Here is a 20,352-nt window from a genome sequence, read left to right on the forward strand (position 1 = left end):
TCACTCCTGGCGCAGGGCGAGCCACAACTCCGTACGTACATCCATGTCGTCGAGATCCGTTTCCAGCAACACCCCGCACCGCGCGATGCGCTGGCGGACCGTATTGCGGTGGACCTGGAGGGCGGTCGCCGTGCGGTCCCAGCTGCCGTGCAGGCTCAGCCAGCAGCGCAGCGTCTCGACGAGGGGCTCGGTAAGCGGGGCCAGCAGGGCGCGGGCGTGCGCCTCCGCGGCCTCCCTCGGGATCAGCGCGGCCAGACCGCGGCCGGTGTCCGTGCGGTGGTGGGCCAGCGGGGTGCGGGTCGCCTCCGCGCGGCCGAGGGCGCGGGAGGCCTGGGCGTCGGCCACGTCCAGTGCCGTGATCGCGGTGGGGGCCGACGCGCCGAGCGTCCACCCGGCCTGCGGGGTGATCCGCTCGCCGCCGGGCACCAGCACCCGTACCGCGTCGCGGCCCCGGCCCGCGTCGACCAGCGCCGAGCCCAGGGCCGCGCCGAGCGCCCCGGCCGTGAGCGGGTCCACCGGGTCGCCGCCGCTGCGGCGCGCGTGCACCACCGTCCACTGCTCCGCGCCGCCCAGCAGCGGGGCGACGCCCGCCGGGTCCGCGCCCAGCAGCAGCCGGACCAGCGCCGCCGAGCGGCCCGCGGCGTCGGCGCCCTGGTGCGGGGCGGCCAGCAGGGAGAGCAGGACGACCGCGACCCCGGCGATGGTGTGGTCGCCCGCCTCGCGCCGATGCGTCGCCAGCGTCAGGACGAGCCCCTGTCCGCCGCCGAGCGCGTACGCGGCGAGATGAGTGGCGCCCAGGGTGTCGGTGGCCGAGGTGGGCGCGGGGCGCACGACCGGCGAGACCACCCGGGAGAGCCGGGTGAGCGCGGCCCGCACACCGGGGGCCGGTGTCCGGCCCGCCGCGTGCAGCTCCTCGCCGTCGGCCGTGAGCAGGACCGCCCGCCCCTCCAGCTGGGCCGCCAGCTGGTGCAGCACGGCCGGCACCGGATCGGTCCTGGCCGCCGCCGTCGCCAGGGCCTGCTGGGCGCGCGTCACCCGGCGCAGCTCGCGCAGGCGGGCCTCCGCCATCAGCCGCCACACCGCACGGGCGATCGCCGTGAACGGGGTCTCGGGCGGCACCTCGATCAGCGGCAGCCCGTACCGGTCGCACGCCGCGACCAGCTCCGCGGGCACCGTCTCGTGCACCGGCCGCACCCCGAAACCGAGCGCCGCCGCCCCCGCCTCCACCAGCCGGGACACATAGGTGTCCGGGTCCGTGAGCAGCACGCCGGCGCTCAGCAGCAGCTCACCGCCGAGCAGATACGGGTACGGGTCGGCCATCTCCGAGGTGTGCACCCACAGCAGCTCCGCCTCGGCCGGCCCCGCGATGCCGCGCAGCCCGAGCTCCTCCCGGGCCAGCAGCTCGGTCAGCCGGATGGGCGGGGTCGGCGGTGCTGTCGGTCCGGCGGGGAGTTCCGGCATGGATGGTTCATCCGTTCAGTGCGGCGAGAGTGGATGAAACGTACACTTCAGCGCCGCTTCCCGGCCACCTACCGTCTTCACCACGCCCGAACACCGGACATCCGGACATCCGGGCACGCGGGTATCCGGAGACCCGGACACCCGAACCTTGTGAAGTGAGACGGAGGGAAGCCCATGGCAGTCGACTACGCCGTGATCGTCGTCTATCTGGCCGGCATGCTCGCCATGGGCTGGTGGGGCATGCGCCGCGCCAAGTCCAAGAGCGAGTTCCTGGTGGCGGGCCGTCGGCTCGGCCCCTGGATGTACTCCGGCACCATGGCCGCCATCGTCCTCGGCGGCGCCTCCACGATCGGCGGGGTCGGCCTCGGCTACCAGTACGGACTCTCCGGCGCCTGGATGGTCTTCACCATCGGTCTGGGCCTGCTCGCCCTCTCCGTGTTCTTCTCCGCCCGCATCGCGCGGCTGAAGGTCTACACCGTCTCCGAGATGCTGGACCTGCGCTACGGCGGCCGGGCCGGCCTCATCTCGGGCATCGTCATGTGGGCGTACACGCTGATGCTCGCGGTCACCTCGACCATCGCGTACGCCACCATCTTCGACGTCCTCTTCGACATGAACCGGACCGTCGCGATCATCCTCGGCGGCGCCATCGTCGTCGCGTACTCGACGCTCGGCGGCATGTGGTCGATCACGCTCACCGACATGGTGCAGTTCGTCGTGAAGACCATCGGCGTACTGCTGCTCCTGCTGCCCATCGCGGTGATCAAGGCGGGCGGCTTCAGTGAGATGAAGGCCAAGCTCCCCACCGAGTACTTCGACCCGCTCGGCATCGGCGGCGAGACGATCTTCACGTACGTCCTGATCTACACCTTCGGCATGCTGATCGGCCAGGACATCTGGCAGCGGGTGTTCACCGCCCGCAGCGACCGCACGGCCCGCCTGGGCGGGACCGTCGCCGGTACGTACTGCCTGGTGTACGCGGTCGCGGGAGCGGTCATCGGCACGGCGGCCAAGGTCATGTACCCGAAGTTGCCCACCGCGGACGCCGCCTTCGCGACCATCGTCAAGGACGAACTCCCGGTCGGTGTGCGGGGTCTGGTGCTGGCCGCCGCACTCGCCGCGGTGATGTCCACGTCCTCCGGCGCGCTGATCGCCTGCGCGACGGTGGCCAACAACGACATCTGGTCGCGGATCAGGGGCGCGGTCACGCGCGGCGGGGACGGCGCGGAACACGACGAGGTGAAGGGCAACCGCGTCTTCATCCTGATCATGGGCGTCGCCGTCATCGCCATAGCCATCGCGCTCAACAACGTGGTCGAGGCCCTGACCGTCGCCTACAACCTCCTCGTCGGCGGACTGCTGGTACCGATCCTGGGCGGCCTGCTCTGGCGCCGCGGCACGGCGGCCGGAGCGCTGGCCGCCGTGTCGGTGGGCGGCGCGGCGGTGATCGGCCTGATGGCGGGCTACGGAATCCTCGCCAACGAACCCGTCTACTACGGACTCCTGGCCTCGCTCGCCGTCTACGTCGTCGTCTCACTGGCGACGAAGCCGACGGACGCGGCGGTACTCCTCGCCTGGCGCGAGCGGCTGGCCGGACGGGGCGGGCAGACGGCTCCCCAGGAGCCGGCGGAACAACCGGTCGCGGGCTGAGCACCCTCCCGTCCCGCCCGATGCCGCACCACCGCGCTGTCAGTGCCGTGGTGCAGCATCGGGAGCGAAGACAAGGGGAACCACCATGGCGATCGCCAACGAACATGTCGCGCAGCACTCGTTTCTGCTCCCTCTCTACGAGGACGAGTACTTCCCGGACCACGTCCTGGACAAGGGCAGGGCAGTGCTGCTGCGGCTCTGCGAACGGATCGAGGCGGAGCGCCCCGCCGACGTCACGGCGCTGTACGCGCTGACCGAGGTGGCGACCGAGGAGTTCAACGCCCTGGAGGCGGAGTTCGAGGCGGCGGGCAGCGAGATCGAGACGGTCGCCCGCGAGGAGATCGCCGAGGCGTTCTGGTTCATCGCGACGGCCTACGGCTTCCCGGACCCGGACGTGGAGAAGCTGATCGCCGCGCGCGAATGGTGACGGCTCGTCCCGCTCGCTTCCCTCACCGGCCGCCATCAGCTGTTATCGCCCGATGAATGGATGATTCATCTGTTCTGGGTGATGAGAATGGATGAAACGTACACTTCAGGCCGGCTGTCGGGCCGCCTAGCGTCATCAGTGGACCCGTGCGGGTGCTTCCATGCCGTTCCGGGAGATCCGGCACACTCGAAGCAGCGCGTCATCGAAGGAAAGGCCACCCACCCCATGAGCAGCACCGAAACGCCGCGCGGCCCCGTCGACTCCTCCCGCGTCCCGCGGTACGCGGGGCCGGCGACGTTCGCCCGGCTGCCCCGGCTCGACGAGGTCGGCCGGGCCGATGTCGCCGTGGTCGGCGTGCCCTTCGACAGCGGGGTCTCCTACCGGCCCGGCGCCCGGTTCGGCGGCAACGCGATCCGGGAGGCCTCGCGGCTGCTGCGCCCGTACAACCCGGCACAGGACGCCTCTCCGTTCGCCCTCGCGCAGGTCGCCGACGCCGGTGACATCGCGGCCAACCCCTTCAACATCAACGAGGCCGTCGAGACGATCGAGGCCGCGGCCGACGATCTGCTCGGCACCGGCGCCCGTCTGATGACGCTCGGCGGCGACCACACCATCGCGCTGCCGCTGCTGCGCTCCGTCGCCAAGAAGCACGGCCCCGTCGCGCTGCTCCACTTCGACGCGCACCTCGACACCTGGGACACCTACTTCGGCGCCGAGTACACCCACGGCACCCCGTTCCGCCGGGCCGTCGAGGAGGGCATCCTCGACACCTCCGCGCTCTCCCACGTCGGCACCCGCGGCCCGCTGTACGGCAAGCAGGACCTCACCGACGACGCCAAGATGGGCTTCGGGATCGTGACCTCCGCCGACGTCATGCGGCGCGGCGTCGACGAGATCACCGACCAGCTGCGCCAGCGCATCGGCGGCCGGCCGCTCTACATCTCCATCGACATCGACGTGCTGGACCCGGCGCACGCTCCCGGCACCGGCACCCCGGAGGCCGGCGGTCTCACCTCCCGCGAGCTCCTCGAAATCGTGCGCGGGCTCTCCTCCTGCAACCTGGTCTCCGCCGACCTGGTCGAGGTCGCCCCCGCGTACGACCACGCCGAGATCACGTCCGTCGCCGCCTCGCACACCGCGTACGAGCTGACGACGATCATGACCCGCCAGATCGCGGAGGCCGGGCAGAAGTGAGTCACGACCACCACGACGAGCGCCCCGAGCTCACCCCCGGGCAGATCGCCGCCGCACTGAACCCCCCGCCCGGACGCAACGGCGGCGACCTCGTCGTCGAGACCCTCCAGGGCCTCGGCGCGACCACCGTCTTCGGGCTGCCCGGACAGCACGCGCTGGGCATGTTCGACGCGCTCCGCCGCTCGTCTCTCGGCTACATCGGCCTGCGCGTCGAGAACAACGCGGGCTTCGCCGCCGACGCCTACGGGCGCATCACCGGCGAGGTCGCCCCGCTCCTGTTGTCCACCGGGCCCGGCGCGCTCACCTCGCTCGCCGCGCTCCAGGAGGCGGCCAGCGCGTCCGCCCCCGTACTGGCCATCTCCAGCCAGATCCCGACCGCGGGGCTCGGCGGCGGACGCCACGGCTACCTGCACGAACTGCGCGACCAGAAGGCGTCGTTCCGCGACATCGTGAAGTCCGTCCACCCGGTGCGTACCGCCTCGCAGATCCCGTCCGCGATCGCCGCCGCCTGGGAGTCCGCGCTGACGGCCCCGCACGGCCCGGTCTGGATCGAGATCCCGCAGGACGTGCTCCTGGCCGAGACGACGCTGCCCGTCGTCACCGCGATGGACGCCACCCCGCGCGAACTGCACGCACGCCCCGAACTCATCGCGGTGGCAGCCCACTTGCTGTCGAACGCCGAGCGTCCCGCGATCATCGCGGGCGGCGGGGTCGTACGCTCCGACGCGGCCGGCAAGCTCCGGGCGCTCGCGGAGCGGGTCAGCGCCCCGGTCGTCACCACCTTCGGGGGCAAGGGCGCCTTTCCCTGGGAGCACCCGCTCTCGCTCCAGTCCTGGCTGGAGGACCGCCACACGACGGACTTCCTGGAGGACGCCGACGTACTGCTGGTCGTCGGCTCCGGACTCGGTGAACTCTCCTCGAACTACCACACGTTCGCCCCGCGCGGCCGGGTCGTCCAGATCGAGGCCGACGCCGGGAAGCTGGAGTCCAACCACCCGGCGCTCGGCATCCACGCGGATGCCCGGGACGCCCTGGCCGACCTCCTCGAAGCGGTCACCCCCCGCGCGGACCCGGCCGCCGCCGAGCGCGTCGCAGCGGTACTCGGCCGGGTGCGGGACAGGATCGCCGCCCAGGGACTCACCCTGGAACAGCACCTCGTCGCCGAGGTCCGGGCGGCCCTGCCCGACACGTCACCCAGCTTCTGGGACATGACGATCCTCGCCTACTGGGCCTGGTCCGCCTTCGACGCCCGCCACCCCAACACCATGCACTCGGCCCAGGGCGCCGGCGGCCTCGGCTACGGATTCCCGGCGGCCATCGGCGCCGCGGCCGCCGACCGTACGAAGCCGGTCCTGGCGGTCTCCGGCGACGGCGGCGCGATGTACTCCATCGCGGAACTCGCCACCGCCCGCCAGTACGACCTCCCGGTCACCTGGCTGATCGTGGACGACGGCGGCTACGGCATCCTGCGCGAGTACATGACCGGCGCCTTCGGTGAGGCCACCGGGACGGAACTGTCCCGCCCGGACTTCGTCGCACTCGCCGAGTCCTTCGGCGTCCCGGCGGTCCGTACGAGCCCCGAGACGCTCGCCGACGACCTGGCCAAGTCCTTCGCGCAGCCCGGCCCCTCGGTCGTCGTGCTCCCGGCGCTGCTCAGGATGTTCGAGCCGACGCACCTGTAAAGGGCCGGTCGTTTCGCACCCGGAGCCGTTACGGCTCCGGGTGCGTCGCGTTGATCCCGTCGTGCGGCGGTCATGGCGGTCGCGGCAGAACAGAACGGCTTGTGGCGAACCGGACTTCCCTCGCATACAACTTTCCGGCTGTCCGCGAGTCATCTCTGACGGGCGTGCCGGGGGGCGCGCCCGCAGGAATCACTCAGGGGACGGGAACGCATCATGAACACCCACATATCCCGCCGCGCCCGCGGCGCGCTCTGCGCCGCGCTGGCCGCCGGTGTGCTCGTACCCGTGGCGCTCGGCGCGGCGCCCGCCGCCGCCGCGACGCCGACGGTGAGCTGCACGTCCGGCAGGGCCGGACTCGCCGCCAAGCTGTCGAAGGACATCACCGCAGCGCTCAAGGGGCGCAAGTCGACCACCGCGGTGGCGCTCTACGACCGGACCACCAGGACGACGTGCACGCTGCGCTCCACGTCGAAGTACGACTCCGCCAGCGTCGTGAAGGCGACCGTGCTGGCCACGCTGCTCTGGGACAACGCCAAGCACAACCGCCACCTCACACAGCGCGAGATCGACCTCAGCACCGCCATGATCACCAAGTCCGACAACAACGCCACCACCAGCCTGTGGAAGCAGCTCGGCGCCACCAAGGTCCAGGCGTTCCTCAAGGCGGCCGGCATGACGCACACCACACCCGGGTCCGGCGGCTACTGGGGGCTGACGCAGATCACCGCGCAGGACGAGCAGCGGCTGCTGACGCTGCTCACCGCGAAGAACTCCGTGCTCAGCGACAGCGCACGCTCCTACGAGCTCGGGCTGATGCGCAAGGTCGTCTCCGCGCAGCGCTGGGGAACGCCCGCCGGAGCCCCGGCCGGGGCCACCGTGCAGCTCAAGAACGGCTGGCTGCAGCGGTCCACCCACGGCTGGCGGGTGCACAGCATCGGCGCCTTCACGGGCAACGGCCACGACTACGCGCTCACGGTGCTCACCCAGGACAACAAGACGATGAGTGACGGCGTCAACACCATCCAGGCCGTGGCGCGGGCCGTGCACAAGGACCTGAACCCGCGCATCCTCAGGGCGAGGCCCGCCACCGTGCCCGCCGCCCCGCAGGAGGCGATCCCGCCGGTCCCCGAGGCCCCGGCCGGCCGGATGCTCACCGCGAAGCCGTAGCCCCGGACCGGCAGCCCCGAAAGATACGGGACCGGCCCGCGAAGGAGGTCCCGTATCCCGGGGAGTCCTACGCCGATGGTCCCGTATCCGGGGGGCGGTCTACACCGATGGTCCCGTAATTTGTTGCGGAGGGATGAAATCCGCAAGCGGCCGCGTTGGTGCCATGCGGCAGAGCAGGTCGAACGGGAGGCATCGGGTGTCGGACGCAGAGGAGACAGGGGACGGGCGACAGCCTCGTGGCTGGGCGCGCCGGCTGAGCGGATACGCCTGGCGCTACCGGCGCAATGTGCTGCTGGCGCTCGGCTCGTCGCTCGCCGGAATGGCGGTGATGGCCCTCGTCCCGCTGATCACCAAGGTGATCATCGACGATGTGGTCGGCGACCACACCCGCTCCCTCGCCGTCTGGACCGGGCTGCTGATAGGCGCCGCCGCGCTCGTGTACGTCTCGACGTACATCCGCCGCTACTACGGCGGCAGGCTCGCCCTGGACGTCCAGCACGATCTGCGGACCGAGATCTACGGGACGATCACCCGCCTCGACGGGAAGCGCCAGGACGAGCTGTCCACCGGACAGGTCGTCGGCCGTGCCACCAGCGACCTCCAGCTGATCCAGGGGCTGCTGTTCATGCTCCCGATGACCATCGGGAACGTCCTGCTCTTCCTGCTCTCCCTGGTGATCATGGCGTGGCTCTCGCCGCTGCTGACCCTCGTCGCCGTCGCCGTCGCCCCCGCCCTCTGGTTCATCGCCCGCCGCTCCCGCACCCGGCTCTTCCCCGCCACCTGGTACGCCCAGTCGCAGGCCGCAGCCGTCGCCGGAGTCGTCGACGGAGCCGTCTCCGGCGTCCGTGTCGTCAAGGGGTTCGGGCAGGAGGACCAGGAGACCGGCAAGCTGCGCGAGGTCGGGCGCAGGCTCTTCGCCGGCCGGCTGCGCACCATCCGGCTGAACTCCCGCTACACCCCGGCCCTGCAGGCCGTCCCCGCGCTCGGCCAGGTGGCCATGCTGGCCCTCGGTGGCTGGCTCGCCACCCGCGGTGAGATCACCCTCGGAACGTTCGTCGCGTTCTCCACCTACCTCGCCCAGCTCGTCGGCCCCGTCCGGATGCTCGCCATGGTCCTCACCGTGGGACAGCAGGCCCGCGCCGGTGTGGAGCGCGTACTGGAACTGATCGACACCGAGCCGACGATGCAGGACGGCACCAAGGACCTCCCCGCCGACGCCCCGGCCCGCGTCGAGTTCGAGGACGTGCGCTTCGGGTACGACGACGACCGCCCCGTCCTCGACGGTTTCTCGCTGACCATCGAGCCCGGCGAGACGGTCGCCGTCGTCGGCGCGTCCGGCAGCGGCAAGTCGACCGTCTCGATGCTGCTCCCGCGCTTCTACGACGTGACGCACGGCGCCGTCCTGGTCGGCGGCCACGACGTCCGCGAACTGACCCTCGACTCGCTGCGGGCCGCCATCGGCCTGGTGCCGGAGGACAGCTTCCTGTTCTCCGACTCCATCCGCGCCAACATCGCCTACGGGCTCCCCGACGCCACCGACGAACAGATCGAGCAGGCCTCCCGCGCCGCCCAGGCCCACCGGTTCATCGCCGAGCTGCCCAAGGGGTACGACACCGAGGTCGGCGAGCACGGGCTCACCCTCTCCGGCGGCCAGCGCCAGCGCGTCGCCCTCGCCCGCGCCATCCTCACCGACCCCCGGCTGCTCCTCCTCGACGACGCCACCTCCGCCGTCGACGCCCGCGTCGAGCACGAGATCCACGAGGCGCTGCGGCAGGTGATGGCGGGCCGGACGACGCTGCTGATCGCCCACCGCCGCTCCACCCTCAACCTCGCCGACCGGATCGCCGTCCTGGAGAACGGCCGGCTCGCCGACGTCGGTACGCACGAGGAACTGGAGCGCCGCTGCGCGCTCTACCGGCGCCTGCTCACCGACCCGGACGAGCTCGGCGGCACCTCGCCCGGCCACCGGCCGGCCGGTCCCGCCGCCGACCCCGCGCACGACCGTGCGCTCCAGGAGGAGCTGGACGCCGAGTTCGACGCCGAGCGCGGCATCACCCCCGAGCTGTGGGTCCGCAAGGAGGAGGCCCGTGAGGCCGACGCGGCCGGCACCCCCGCCACCCCGGAGCTCCTCGCCCAGGTCGACGCCCTGCCCCCGGCGACCGACACCCCGGACATCGACGAGGCCCGCGCCGTGCACGCCGAGGAGTCCTACGGACTGCGCCGGCTGCTGCGCGGCTTCGGGCTCCCGCTGCTGGTGAGCCTCGCGCTGGTGGCCGTGGACGCCGGAGCGGGACTGCTCCTTCCGGTGCTGATCAGGAACGGCATCGACGAGGGCGTCACCCAGCTGGCGCTCGGCGCGGTCTGGACGGCCTCCGTCCTCGGGCTCGTCGTCGTCCTCGTGCAGTGGGTGGCCCAGGTCGGCGAGACCCGGATGACGGGCCGCACCGGTGAGCGGGTGCTTTACTCGCTGCGGCTGAAGATCTTCGCGCAGCTCCAGCGCCTCGGGCTGGACTACTACGAGCGTGAGCTGACCGGCCGGATCATGACCAGGATGACGACGGACGTGGACGCGCTGTCCACGTTCCTGCAGACCGGTCTCGTCACGGCCTTCGTCTCCGTCGTCACCTTCTTCGGGATCATGGTCGCGCTGCTGGTCCTGGACGTCGAGCTGGCGCTGGTGGTCTTCGCGACCCTGCCGGTGCTGGTCATCGGCACGTTCTTCTTCCGCCGCAAGAGCGTCCAGGCGTACGAGCTGGCCCGTGAGCGCATCAGCGCCGTCAACGCCGACCTTCAGGAGTCCGTCTCCGGGCTCCGGATCGTGCAGGCCTTCCGCCGCGAGCGGGACGGCGGCGACCGGTTCGCCGGGCGCAGCGACTACTACCGCGAGGCCCGGGTCCGCGGCCAGTGGCTGATCTCGGTCTACTTCCCGTTCGTCCAGCTGCTGTCGTCGGTGGCCGCGGCCGCCGTGCTGATCGTCGGTGCCGGCCGGGTCGACAACCACACGCTCACCACCGGCGCGCTCGTCGCCTACCTGCTCTACATCGACCTCTTCTTCGCGCCCGTGCAGCAGCTCTCCCAGGTCTTCGACGGCTACCAGCAGGCCACCGTCTCGCTCGGCCGGATCCAGGAACTCCTCCAGGAGCCGGCGTCCACCGCCGACCAGGACGAACCGCTGGACGTGCTGTCGCTGCGCGGCGAGATCGCGTTCGAGGACGTGTCCTTCGCGTACGGCGGCGAGGAGGCCGCGCTCACCGGTGTCGACCTGCGTATCCCGGCCGGGCAGACGGTCGCGTTCGTCGGCGAGACCGGTGCGGGCAAGTCCACCCTCGTCAAGCTCGTCGCCCGGTTCTACGATCCGACGGGCGGCCGGGTCACGGCGGACGGCACCGATCTGCGCAGCCTCGGTCTCACCGCGTACCGGCACCGGCTCGGAGTCGTACCGCAGGAGGCGTACCTCTTCGCCGGTACGGTGCGTGACGCCATCGCGTACGGGCGGCCGGAGGCCACCGACGCGGAGGTGGAGGCGGCGTCCAGGGCCGTCGGCGCGCACGACATGATCGCCACCCTGGACGGCGGCTATCTGCACGAGGTCGCCGAGCGGGGCCGCAATCTCTCCGCCGGACAGCGGCAGTTGATCGCCCTGGCCCGCGCCGAACTCGTCGACCCGGACATCCTGCTGCTCGACGAGGCCACCGCGTCCCTGGACCTCGCCAGCGAGGCGCTGGTCAACCAGGCGACCGACCGCCTCGCGGGCCGGCGCACCACTCTGGTCGTCGCCCACCGGCTGACCACCGCCGCCCGCGCCGACCGGGTCGTGGTGATGGACCACGGTCGGGTCGTCGAGGACGGCACGCACGACGAACTCCTCGCCCTGGACGGGAAGTACGCCGTGCTGTGGCGCACCTTCATCGGGGAGGACGAGCCGGCCGCGGTGTGAACGACGGGCGCGTCCCGGCCGGTCAGCCCCGGATGGCGGAGATCTTCCCGGTGCCCAGGTCCTGCCGCACGGTCAGGTAGGTGTACGTCCGGTGAGCGGTCGTGCCCCAGGTGAGGCGGACCGTCGACCAGGTGTGGCCGGCGCCGCTGTCACTCGGGGTGACCCGGAAGCCGGCCGGCACGTCCTGGGCGCGCAGCACCCCGTCGGCGTGGTTCTTCGCCTCCCAGCGCTTCAGCTCCGAGCGCAGTGCGGGCGTCAGATAGAAGCTCCGGAGCGTGGTGGCGAGCTTGCCGCCGCCCTCGGCGGCGATGGCGTCGAGGTAGGAGCCGTAGAAGTGGGCGACCAGCTGGTCCCCCGGGGCGTCGCGCTCGCTGTGCGCCGGTGCGGCGGGTGCGGCCTGCGGTGCGACAGCCGCGGTGGCCGGGACGGCGGCGACCGCGGTCAGGAGAGCGGCCGCGAGCAGTGTGCGACCGATGAGGCGGCGGTCGCGGGGACGCCGGGCGGCGCGGAGTCGGGTCATGGCAGTGACTTCCTTTCGTGTGGCTTGTCCTGTTGGAGCCATCGTGTGGCGGTTTGGTTGCCCGTTATGCCGAGCGCGCCCGGTGCAACCTCCGGATGGCCTCCCGCGTCGTACGCAGGTACGCGTATGTGCGTCCATGTGTCGGGTAGCGGTGCAAATGTTCGATGAGGCGATGGGGCTGCTGGTGAACAGAGCGACGATCAGAGGGACCGCGGGGTCCGGCGGACGCACGGGGCGCGGGCGTGCCGTCCGGCCGCTCGTCCTGGCCCTGACCACCGCCCTCGCACTGCTCCTCGGCGGGGTCGGAGCGACCGGCGCGGGCGCCGCGTCGGTCTGTGCCGGACGGCCGGCGAAGACGCTGACGTTCGGTACGGGCGAACTGCGCGTCTACAAGACCCGTTCCTACGCCTGCGCCCTCGCGGTCGCCGCCAAGCCCGGTGCGCGCCGCCGGATGTCCGTACAGATCCAGCCGCGCGGCGGGCGCCCGGTCATCGACAGCGGCTTCTTCACCCGGCAGGCCGGACCGGTCACGGTCCACGCGCTGAACCGGTGCGTCCGGGTCTCCGGCACCATCTCGGGACGGACCGGCTCCACGGGCTGGATCCTGTGCTGACCGGGTGATTCGTCCGGGCCGGGTGGCAATGAGGTCTGGCGGCACCGGTGTTGCCCCGCTAGGTTCACGTCGTCTGTTGTGAATCAAGGGGAGGGTGTATGCGCAAGGCGCTCAGAGGTTTCCTGTCGCTCGCGATGCTCATCGGCACAGTGAGTGCGACGGGTGCCTCCGCCGGGGCGGCCACCGCCGCCGAACCGGCCGTGCTCCGTTCCGCCGTCAGCGACAGCGGTACGAGCACGGACATCAAGGACCGCATCCTGGCCATCCCGGGAATGAGCCTCATCGAGGAGAAGCCCTATCCGGGCTACCGCTACTTCGTCCTCAACTACACCCAGCCGGTCGACCACCGGCACCCGTCCAAGGGGACGTTCCAGCAGCGGATCACCCTGCTGCACAAGGACACGTCCCGTCCGACGGTGTTCTTCACCAGCGGATACAACGTGTCCACCAATCCCAGCCGCTCCGAGCCGACCCGGATCGTGGACGGCAACCAGGTCTCGCTGGAGTACCGGTTCTTCACCCCGTCCCGCCCGTCGCCCGCCGACTGGTCCAAGCTCGACATCTGGCAGGCCGCCAGTGACCAGCACCGCGTCTTCACCGCGCTGAAGGGGATCTACTCGAAGAACTGGCTGACCACCGGCGGTTCCAAGGGCGGCATGACGGCCACGTACTACGAGCGCTACTACCCGAAGGACATGGACGGCGTCGTCGCGTATGTCGCGCCCAACGACGTGGTCGACAAGGAGGACTCGGCGTACGACCGGTTCCTGGCAGGCGTCGGCACCAAGGAGTGCCGCGACAAGCTGAACGGCGTGCAGCGCGAGGCGCTGATCCGCCGGGAGCCGCTGGAGGAGAAGTACCGGCAGTACGCCGCCGACAAGGGCTACACCTTCACCACCGTCGGCACCCTCGACAAGGCGTACGAGGCCACCGTCATGGACTACGTCTGGGCGTTCTGGCAGTACAGCCTGCCGGCCGACTGCGCATCCGTCCCGGCCGACGCCAGGACCGCCACCGACCAGGCGATCTGGGACTCGGTCGACTCGATCTCCGGCTTCTCCGCCTACGCCGACCAGGGCCTGGAGAGGTACACGCCGTACTACTACCAGGCGGGCACCCAGCTCGGTTCGCCCGATATCAAGCAGCCCTGGCTCGGCAAGCTCAGCCGGTACGGCTACCAGCCGCCGCGCACGTTCGTGCCGCGCTCCATCCCGATGAAGGCCCAGCCCTCGGTGATGCGGGACATCGACAACTGGGTGCAGCACCACGCCAGCCACATGCTGTACGTGTACGGGCAGAACGACCCGTACGGCGCGGAGCGCTTCCGGCTCGGCGCCGGAGCCCGTGACAGCTACGTCTTCACCGTGCCTGGCGGCAACCACGGGGCGACCGTCGCCGGTCTGGACCCGGCCGAGAACGCCACGGCCACCGCGGCCGTCCTGCGCTGGGCGGGCGTCGCCCCGGCCGCCGTCCAGGCGGACCCGGCGAAGGCCAAGCCGCTCGCGAAGTTCGACGCGGTGCTCGACAAGCGGGACCTGACGACCGAGCACCGGCTCGGCACCCGGCGCCCGTAGCACGGAGCCCGTGGCGCAAGCCCGGAGCTGAGCCCCGCGGCGGCGGCCGTAAGAGCGGTCAGGCCGCCGCCGCGGGGTTTTGCCGGTCCGGCTAGTACGAGAGGCCGTAGCCCACCGGGTACAGCACCTGCGCCGGGTCGTCCGCGCGCTGGACCGGCACCGGCAGGGTGCCCTCCGGTTCGGCGCGGCCCGCGATCACCCGGGCCGCCGCCCGCAGTTCGACATCCGTCCAGGAGTACGCGGCCAGGCTCGCCGCGTACCCCGTCCCGGCCAGCTGGGCGATGTCGTACGGATTGCGGATCGCGACCGTGATCACCGGGACGCCGGTCGCGGCCAGCGCACGCACCAGGGTCCGCTGCGAACTGGTCGCCGTGACGTTGTAGGTGCCCACGACCACCGCGTCCTTGCCCTGCGCGGCCGCCACCGCCGCGTCGATGTTCGCCTGGGCCGGCGCGGTGCCGGTGGACAGGGCGGTGGCCGAGTACCCCAGCTCCTTGAACTCCGCGGCCAGGGTGGCCGTCGGCGGTCCCGTCGTGCCGGACGGGGAGGCCGGATCGGCTCCCACCACCAGCAGGTTGCGGTGGGAGCGGCGCGACAGCGGCAGCAGCGAGCCCTCGTTGGCCAGCAGGGTGGTCGTGTGCTCCGCGATCCGGTCGGCGGCGGCCAGGTGCGACCGGGTGCCGACGGTACGGTCCACGCCCCGGTGGCTGACGAACGGGTCCTCGAACAACCCCAGCTTCGTCTTCAGCCGCAGGATGCGCAGGATCGATTCCTCGATCCGGGCCTCACTGATCTCGCCGCTCTTGACGGCCGCCAGCAGGGCGTTCCAGGAGACGTCGAGGCTGGGCGGGTTGAGCAGCTGGTCGACGCCCGCCTGCACGGCGAGCACCGGCACCCGCTTGTCGCCGTACTTCGTCCGCACGCCCTCCATGCCGAGCGAGTCGGTGACCACGACGCCGTCGTAACCCAGCTCCTCACGCAGGATTCCGGTGAGGATGGGCCGGGACAGGGTCGCCGGGTCCTCGGCGGGGTCGAGCGCGGGCACCACGATGTGCGCCGTCATGATCGAGTCGATGCCTGCGGCGATCGCGGCCCGGAACGGCGGCTCGTCCAGCTCGGCCCACTGCTCGCGGGTGTGGCCGATGACCGGAAGGCCGGTGTGGCTGTCGGTGCTGGTGTCGCCGTGGCCGGGGAAGTGCTTGGCCGTGGAGGCGATTCCGGCGCTCTGGTACCCCTTCACCTGGGCGGCGACCATCCCGGCCACCGACTGCGGGTCGGAGCCGAAGGAGCGCACCCCGATCACCGGATTGGCCGGGTTGACGTTGACGTCCGCGTCCGGGGCGTAGTTCTGGCAGATCCCGATCGCGGCCAGCTCGGCGCCCGCGATCTGCCCCGCCTCGCGGGCGTCGGAGCGCGAACGGCCCGCGCCCAGCGCCATCGCGCCCGGCATCAGCGTGGCGGGCTCGCCGACCCGGCAGACGATGCCGTGCTCCTGGTCCGTCGAGACGAGGAGCGGCAGGGGGGTGGGACCCGCCAGGCCGGCCCGCTGGATGCCGTTGGAGAGATCGGCGATCTGGTGCGGGTCACGGGTGTTGTGCGCCCAGGTGAAGTAGATGATGCCGCCGACGTGGTACTTGGCGATCATCTCCGCCGCGGTGCGCACGCCGATCTCGGCGAGGTTGGCGTCGATGTCGGCCTGGTCGGGGTCGGTGGCGGAATGCCCGTAGACCCGCATGACGAACAGCTGGCCGACCTTCTCCTCCAGGCTCATCCGGGAGATGAGCCGCTTCAGCCGCCGGGTGGTGGCTGCGGAGTTGTGACTGCCGCCCGCGGACTTCTGGGCGGCGACGGCGCCTGGGGCGACTGCCGCACCCGTCGCCGCCACGACTGCGGTGGCGGCGGTGGCGGTGAGGAGGGTGCGTCTGGAGGTGCGGTGGTGCACGTGAGCTCCTTCGGCCGTACTCGGTGACGAGGGGGTGGTGAAAGAAACTTCCAAGGATCACGGATATCCAGAAAATAACTTCCGGTCAAGGGCTCCGACCGTTTGAGCGCGTCCCGCACGGGTGGGGGAGGGGGACGAATACCCCACCTCACCTCACGTCATCCCACCCCGCCCGGCCGGCGCAGCCCCGCGCCCGCTCCGTGCCCCTGGAGCGCCGCGACCGCCGCCGTGATCGCGGGCCGGCGGGCCGCCTCCGTGCGCCACAGCGCGTACAGCCGGCGCACGGGGACGGGCTCGATCCGCACTTCCACCACCCCGTCCGGCAGCGGCCCGCGGCCCAGCCGCGGCATCATCGCGACGCCGAGACCGGCGGCGAGCAGCGCCAGCTGGGTGTGGTTCTCCTCGGCCTGGTGGCGGATGTCCGGCTCATAGCCCGCCGTGCGCAGCGTCCGTACGAGCCAGTCGTGGCAGACCGTCCCCGGCGGCTGGCAGATCCACCGCTCCTTCGCCAGCTCCTCGCGGCGCACCCCGTCCCGGCCCGCCAGCCGGTGGTCCGCGGGCACCAGCAGATCGCAGCGGTCCTCCCCGATCACCGCCTGCGCCACGCCGTCCGGGGCGGGCAGCGGGGCGATGTCCCAGTCGTGCGCGACGGCCAGATCGATCACGCCCTTGGCCACCAGGTCGACCGAGAGGTGCGGATCGACCTCGGTCATCCGGACGTCCAGGGCCGGGTGTTCGCGGTCCAGCTCCGCCAGCACCCCGGGCAGCAGCCCGCGCGCCGCCGAGGCGAACGCGCCGATCGACAGCCGCCCCGTCGGCAGCCCCCTGCGCTCCTCGAGCGTCGTCTCGGCGCGCTCCACGATGGCCAGCAACTGCTGGGCGGTGGCGGCCAGATGGACCGCCTCCTCGGTGAGGGCCACGCCCCGGCCGCGACGCTCCAGCAGCGTCGTGCGGGTCTCCCGCTCCAGCTTGGTGATCTGCTGCGAGACCGCCGACGGGGTGTAGCCCAGCGCGGCGGCCGCGCCCGCGACGGAGCCGTGGACGGAGATGGCGTGCAGCGCGCGCAACCGGGAGAGATCGAGCACCGGAGCCTCCGGGACCTGGGCGAATGATTAGCAACGCTCAATTTCACCATGAAGGAATCCGCGCTGGTGCTACATGGTCGGTGCGGGTGATCCTCGGTGCATGCGTCCCCTTCACATCGCCCTGGCCGCCCTGGTGGCCGCCGTCTGGGGCGTCAACTTCGTCGTCATCGAACTCGGCCTCGACCACTTCCCGCCGCTGCTCTTCTCCGCCCTGCGCTTCCTGGTCGCGGCGCTGCCCGCGGTGTTCTTCGTCGGCCGGCCGAAGGTCGCCACGAAGTGGATCGTGGGGGTGGGGCTCGTCCTGGGGATGGCCAAGTTCGGCCTGCTGTTCATCGGCATGGACCGGGGGATGGGGGCCGGACTCTCCTCCCTGGTCCTCCAGGTGCAGGCGGTCTTCACCGCGCTCTTCGCGGCCCTCGCACTCGGTGAACGGCCGGGAGGGGTTCGGGTGTTGGGGATGGCGGTGGCCCTGGCCGGGATCGGTGTCGCCGCCGTGGACGAGGGGGCGAGCGGGCCCGTGCTCGCCTTCGTCCTGGTGATCGCGGCGGCGGCCTGCTGGGGCGTGTCCAACGTGCTGACCCGCAAGGCCGCCCCGCCCGACGCCCTCAACTTCATGGTCTGGGTCTCCACCGTCCCGGTGCTGCCGCTGCTCGGGCTCTCGCTCCTCTTCGAGGGCTGGGACCGCGACACGGAGGCGCTTGCCGCGCTCGACTGGAGCGGCGCCGGAATCATCGTCTACGTCGCCTGGATCACCACGGTGTTCGGCTTCGGGGCCTGGGGCTTCCTGCTGAGCCGGTACCCGGCCTCGTCCGTCGCCCCGTTCACCCTGCTCGTCCCGGTCTTCGGGATGTCGTCGGCGGCCCTGCTGCTCGACGAGTCGGTGAGCCCGCTGCGGTGGTGCGCGGCGGCGCTGCTGGTCGGCGGGGTGGCGCTGACCTCGCTCGCCGGGGTGCGGCGCCCCCGCCCCGCCACCCCGGAGTGTGCGGAGTCGCAGGTCGCGGGGGCCGCCTGAGCGTCCTACTGCTTCGGCGCGCCCAGCCGCAGCAGGTGCTCGCGCCCCGCGCTCAGCAGTCCGGGCAGCTCCGCCGCCTCCGGGTGCCAGCGCTTCTCGTACTCCCAGCAGACCCAGCTGTCCGCGTCCAGGGTGTCCAGGCAGGCCCGCAGCGGCAGCACCCCGGCGCCCAGGGCGAGGGGTTCGGTGTCCTCGGCCGACGCGATGTCCTTCACCTGGACGTAGCCCAGGTGCGGGGCCAGCACCGCATGGCTCGCGGCCGGGTCCTCACCGGCCAGCCAGGTGTGCATGATGTCCCACAGCGCACCGACGCTCCCGTGCCCCACCGTGCCCACCACACGGGCCACGGCCGCCCCCGCGCGGTGCGAGTCGTGGGTCTCCAGCAGGATGCGCACGCCCATGTCCGCGGCGTACGGAGCGGCGGCGGCCAGCCTGCGGGCGGCGGCCGCGTCGGCCGTGGCGGGGTCCTGGTCGCCGCCGCCGGGGAAGACCCGGACGTTCCGCGCCCCCAGGTCCCGGGCCAGGTCCACCAGAGCGGCGAGCTCGTCCAGCACCGGCTGGTCGTCCCCCTCGGACGCCGCCCGGACGTAGCCGGCCACGGTCAGGATCTCGATCCCGCCCCGCTTGAACTCCTCGACCACATCGGCCCGTTCGAGCATCGAGAGCCCCGGGTGCACCGGCTCCTCCGGGTGGGCGCGCAGCTCCACCCCCTGGTAGCCGTGCTCGGCGGCCAGCCGGACGACCTCGGATATCGGCAGCCCCGGCACCCCGAGGGTGGAGAAAGCGAGCTTCACGTGCATGTCCTTCCATCGGTACCTGCCGTGCCCCTGCACCGTACGGCCCAGCAGTGGGCGGCACATCATCGGCTCATGGCTTGACTGACGGATGCCCCGGTCACGGGGAAGCAAGTCATCCCCCTGCGGACCCGGTCACGGGGAACCAAGTCATCCCCCTGCGGACCCGGTCGCGGGGAGCCGGGTCACCCCCGCGGCACCGCCGTCGACCCCCGCACCATCAGCTCCGCCGGAATCGTCGCGATGCCGCCCGGCGGCGGGGTCTCCTTGCCCATCGCCAGCCGGCCCGCCCGCGCCCCCGCCTCGAAGAGCGGCAGCCGTACGGTCGTCAGTGCCGGGACCACGTCCACCGAGAACGGCAGGTCGTCGAAGCCCGCCACCGAGATGTCCTCGGGGATGCGCAGACCGCGGTCGCGGATCGCGGCGGCGGCGCCGAGGGCCACCGTGTCGTTCGCGGCGACGACGGCCGTGATCCCCGGTTCGCGGCGCAGGAGTTCGACGGTGGCGTCGTAGCCGGAGCTGCGGTCGTAGGAGCCGTGCACGGTGAGCCGTTCCTCGTCACCGGCGTGCGCGGGGCGCCCGTCCCCGGCCGCGCCCCCGTCCCCGTACAGTCCCGCTGCCCTCATCGCGTCGCGGTGGCCCTCCAGCCGGTGGCGGGTCGTGGTGCGCTCCAGCGGTCCCGCGGCGTAGCCGATCCTGCGGTGGCCCAGCGAGATCAGGTGCTCGGTCAGGCGCCGGCCGCCGCCCCGGTTGTCGAAGGCGAGCGCGGCCAGCACCGATTCGCTGTCCGGCAGCGGGGGCCGCCCGCACAGCACCACCCTGGTTCCCGCGTCCGCGAGCTTCGCCAGCTTCGCGGACATCGCGGCCCGGTGTGCCGGGTCCTCGACCGCGCCGCCGGTGAGGACGACGGCGGCGGCGCGCTGGCGCTGGAGCAGGGTGAGGTAGGTGAGCTCGCGGGCCGGGGAGCCGCCGGTGTTGCAGACGACGGCGAGTTTCTCGCCGCCCGCCCGGCCGGAACCGTCGCCCGGACCGCCGATCTCCGTCTGCGCCGCGCCCGCCATGATCCCGAAGAACGGGTCGGCGATGTCGTTGACCAGGATGCCGATCAGATCGGAGGTGGCGGCCGCGAGCGAGCTGGCGGGCCCGTTGAGCACGTAGTCCAGATCGTCCACCGCACGCAGTACCCGCTCCCGAGTGGACGTGGCCACCGGGTAGTTGCCGTTCAGTACACGGGAGACGGTGGCCGGGGACACCCGGGCGCGAGCCGCCACGTCCGCCAGGGTGACTGTCATCG

General features: G+C 72.0%; 15 protein-coding genes. 9 read left to right on the forward strand and 6 right to left on the reverse strand.

Going from position 1 to position 20,352, the window contains the following annotated elements:
- Complete coding sequence (locus OG322_RS24550) at nt 1-1,461, reverse strand: PucR family transcriptional regulator (protein ID WP_329306930.1); 1,461 nt, start codon at nt 1,459-1,461, stop codon at nt 1-3.
- A 174-nt stretch (nt 1,462-1,635) separates the two neighbouring features.
- Between OG322_RS24550 and OG322_RS24555 the strand changes: the two genes are divergently transcribed.
- The 6 genes from OG322_RS24555 to OG322_RS24580 all read left to right on the forward strand — a co-directional run bounded on the left by OG322_RS24555 (nt 1,636) and on the right by OG322_RS24580 (nt 11,518).
- Nucleotides 1,636-3,111 carry a sodium:solute symporter gene (locus OG322_RS24555; RefSeq protein ID WP_123471221.1) on the forward strand — a complete coding sequence of 492 codons (1,476 nt, stop codon included), beginning with the start codon at nt 1,636-1,638 and terminating at the stop codon, nt 3,109-3,111.
- Between the two features lie 85 nt (nt 3,112-3,196).
- Nucleotides 3,197-3,538: a DUF5713 family protein gene (locus OG322_RS24560; protein WP_124284065.1), complete on the forward strand. Its 342-nt coding sequence runs from the start codon at nt 3,197-3,199 to the stop codon at nt 3,536-3,538.
- A gap of 225 nt (nt 3,539-3,763) precedes the next feature.
- A complete protein-coding gene (gene speB / locus OG322_RS24565) occupies nt 3,764-4,732 on the forward strand; it encodes an agmatinase (RefSeq protein WP_123471219.1) in 969 nt (322 codons plus the stop codon).
- Nucleotides 4,729-6,414 (forward strand): thiamine pyrophosphate-binding protein, encoded by a 1,686-nt coding sequence (locus tag OG322_RS24570; protein ID WP_329306931.1) that lies wholly within the window; start codon nt 4,729-4,731, stop codon nt 6,412-6,414. Before speB ends, OG322_RS24570 begins: the two co-directional genes overlap by 4 nt.
- A gap of 213 nt (nt 6,415-6,627) precedes the next feature.
- Nucleotides 6,628-7,581, forward strand: coding sequence for a serine hydrolase (locus OG322_RS24575; RefSeq protein ID WP_123471217.1), 954 nt, complete (start codon nt 6,628-6,630; stop codon nt 7,579-7,581).
- Between the two features lie 196 nt (nt 7,582-7,777).
- Nucleotides 7,778-11,518, forward strand: coding sequence for an ABC transporter ATP-binding protein (locus OG322_RS24580; protein WP_329306932.1), 3,741 nt, complete (start codon nt 7,778-7,780; stop codon nt 11,516-11,518).
- Nucleotides 11,519-11,540: 22 nt separating this feature from the next.
- On the opposite strand, the gene OG322_RS24585 is transcribed toward OG322_RS24580, so the two are convergent.
- Nucleotides 11,541-12,038 carry a hypothetical protein gene (locus tag OG322_RS24585; RefSeq protein WP_123471215.1) on the reverse strand — a complete coding sequence of 166 codons (498 nt, stop codon included), beginning with the start codon at nt 12,036-12,038 and terminating at the stop codon, nt 11,541-11,543.
- A gap of 157 nt (nt 12,039-12,195) precedes the next feature.
- Between OG322_RS24585 and OG322_RS24590 the strand changes: the two genes are divergently transcribed.
- Entirely contained in the window at nt 12,196-12,651 is a 456-nt protein-coding gene (locus OG322_RS24590; RefSeq protein ID WP_241199975.1) for a hypothetical protein, read from the forward strand.
- A gap of 98 nt (nt 12,652-12,749) precedes the next feature.
- On the forward strand, nt 12,750-14,225 hold the full coding sequence (locus OG322_RS24595) for a S28 family serine protease (RefSeq protein WP_329306933.1): 1,476 nt from the start codon (nt 12,750-12,752) through the stop codon (nt 14,223-14,225).
- Nucleotides 14,226-14,316: 91 nt separating this feature from the next.
- Here the strand turns inward: OG322_RS24595 and OG322_RS24600 are convergent, their stop codons facing one another.
- Both OG322_RS24600 and OG322_RS24605 read right to left on the reverse strand, forming a co-directional pair.
- Entirely contained in the window at nt 14,317-16,167 is a 1,851-nt protein-coding gene (locus OG322_RS24600; protein WP_123471213.1) for a glycoside hydrolase family 3 protein, read from the reverse strand.
- A gap of 158 nt (nt 16,168-16,325) precedes the next feature.
- Nucleotides 16,326-17,252 (reverse strand): LysR family transcriptional regulator, encoded by a 927-nt coding sequence (locus OG322_RS24605; protein WP_124284062.1) that lies wholly within the window; start codon nt 17,250-17,252, stop codon nt 16,326-16,328.
- A 100-nt stretch (nt 17,253-17,352) separates the two neighbouring features.
- On the opposite strand from OG322_RS24605, the gene OG322_RS24610 reads away from it, so the two are divergent.
- Entirely contained in the window at nt 17,353-18,264 is a 912-nt protein-coding gene (locus OG322_RS24610; protein ID WP_123471513.1) for an EamA family transporter, read from the forward strand.
- A gap of 5 nt (nt 18,265-18,269) precedes the next feature.
- On the opposite strand, the gene OG322_RS24615 is transcribed toward OG322_RS24610, so the two are convergent.
- On the reverse strand, nt 18,270-19,058 hold the full coding sequence (locus OG322_RS24615) for a sugar phosphate isomerase/epimerase family protein (protein ID WP_123471511.1): 789 nt from the start codon (nt 19,056-19,058) through the stop codon (nt 18,270-18,272).
- A 185-nt stretch (nt 19,059-19,243) separates the two neighbouring features.
- Nucleotides 19,244-20,350, reverse strand: a complete 1,107-nt coding sequence (locus OG322_RS24620) for a LacI family DNA-binding transcriptional regulator (RefSeq protein ID WP_123471211.1) — start codon at nt 20,348-20,350, stop codon at nt 19,244-19,246.
- Nucleotides 20,351-20,352: the final 2 nt, after the last annotated feature.

This window comes from Streptomyces sp. NBC_01260 (genome assembly GCF_036226405.1).
GTDB lineage: Bacteria > Actinomycetota > Actinomycetes > Streptomycetales > Streptomycetaceae > Streptomyces > Streptomyces laculatispora.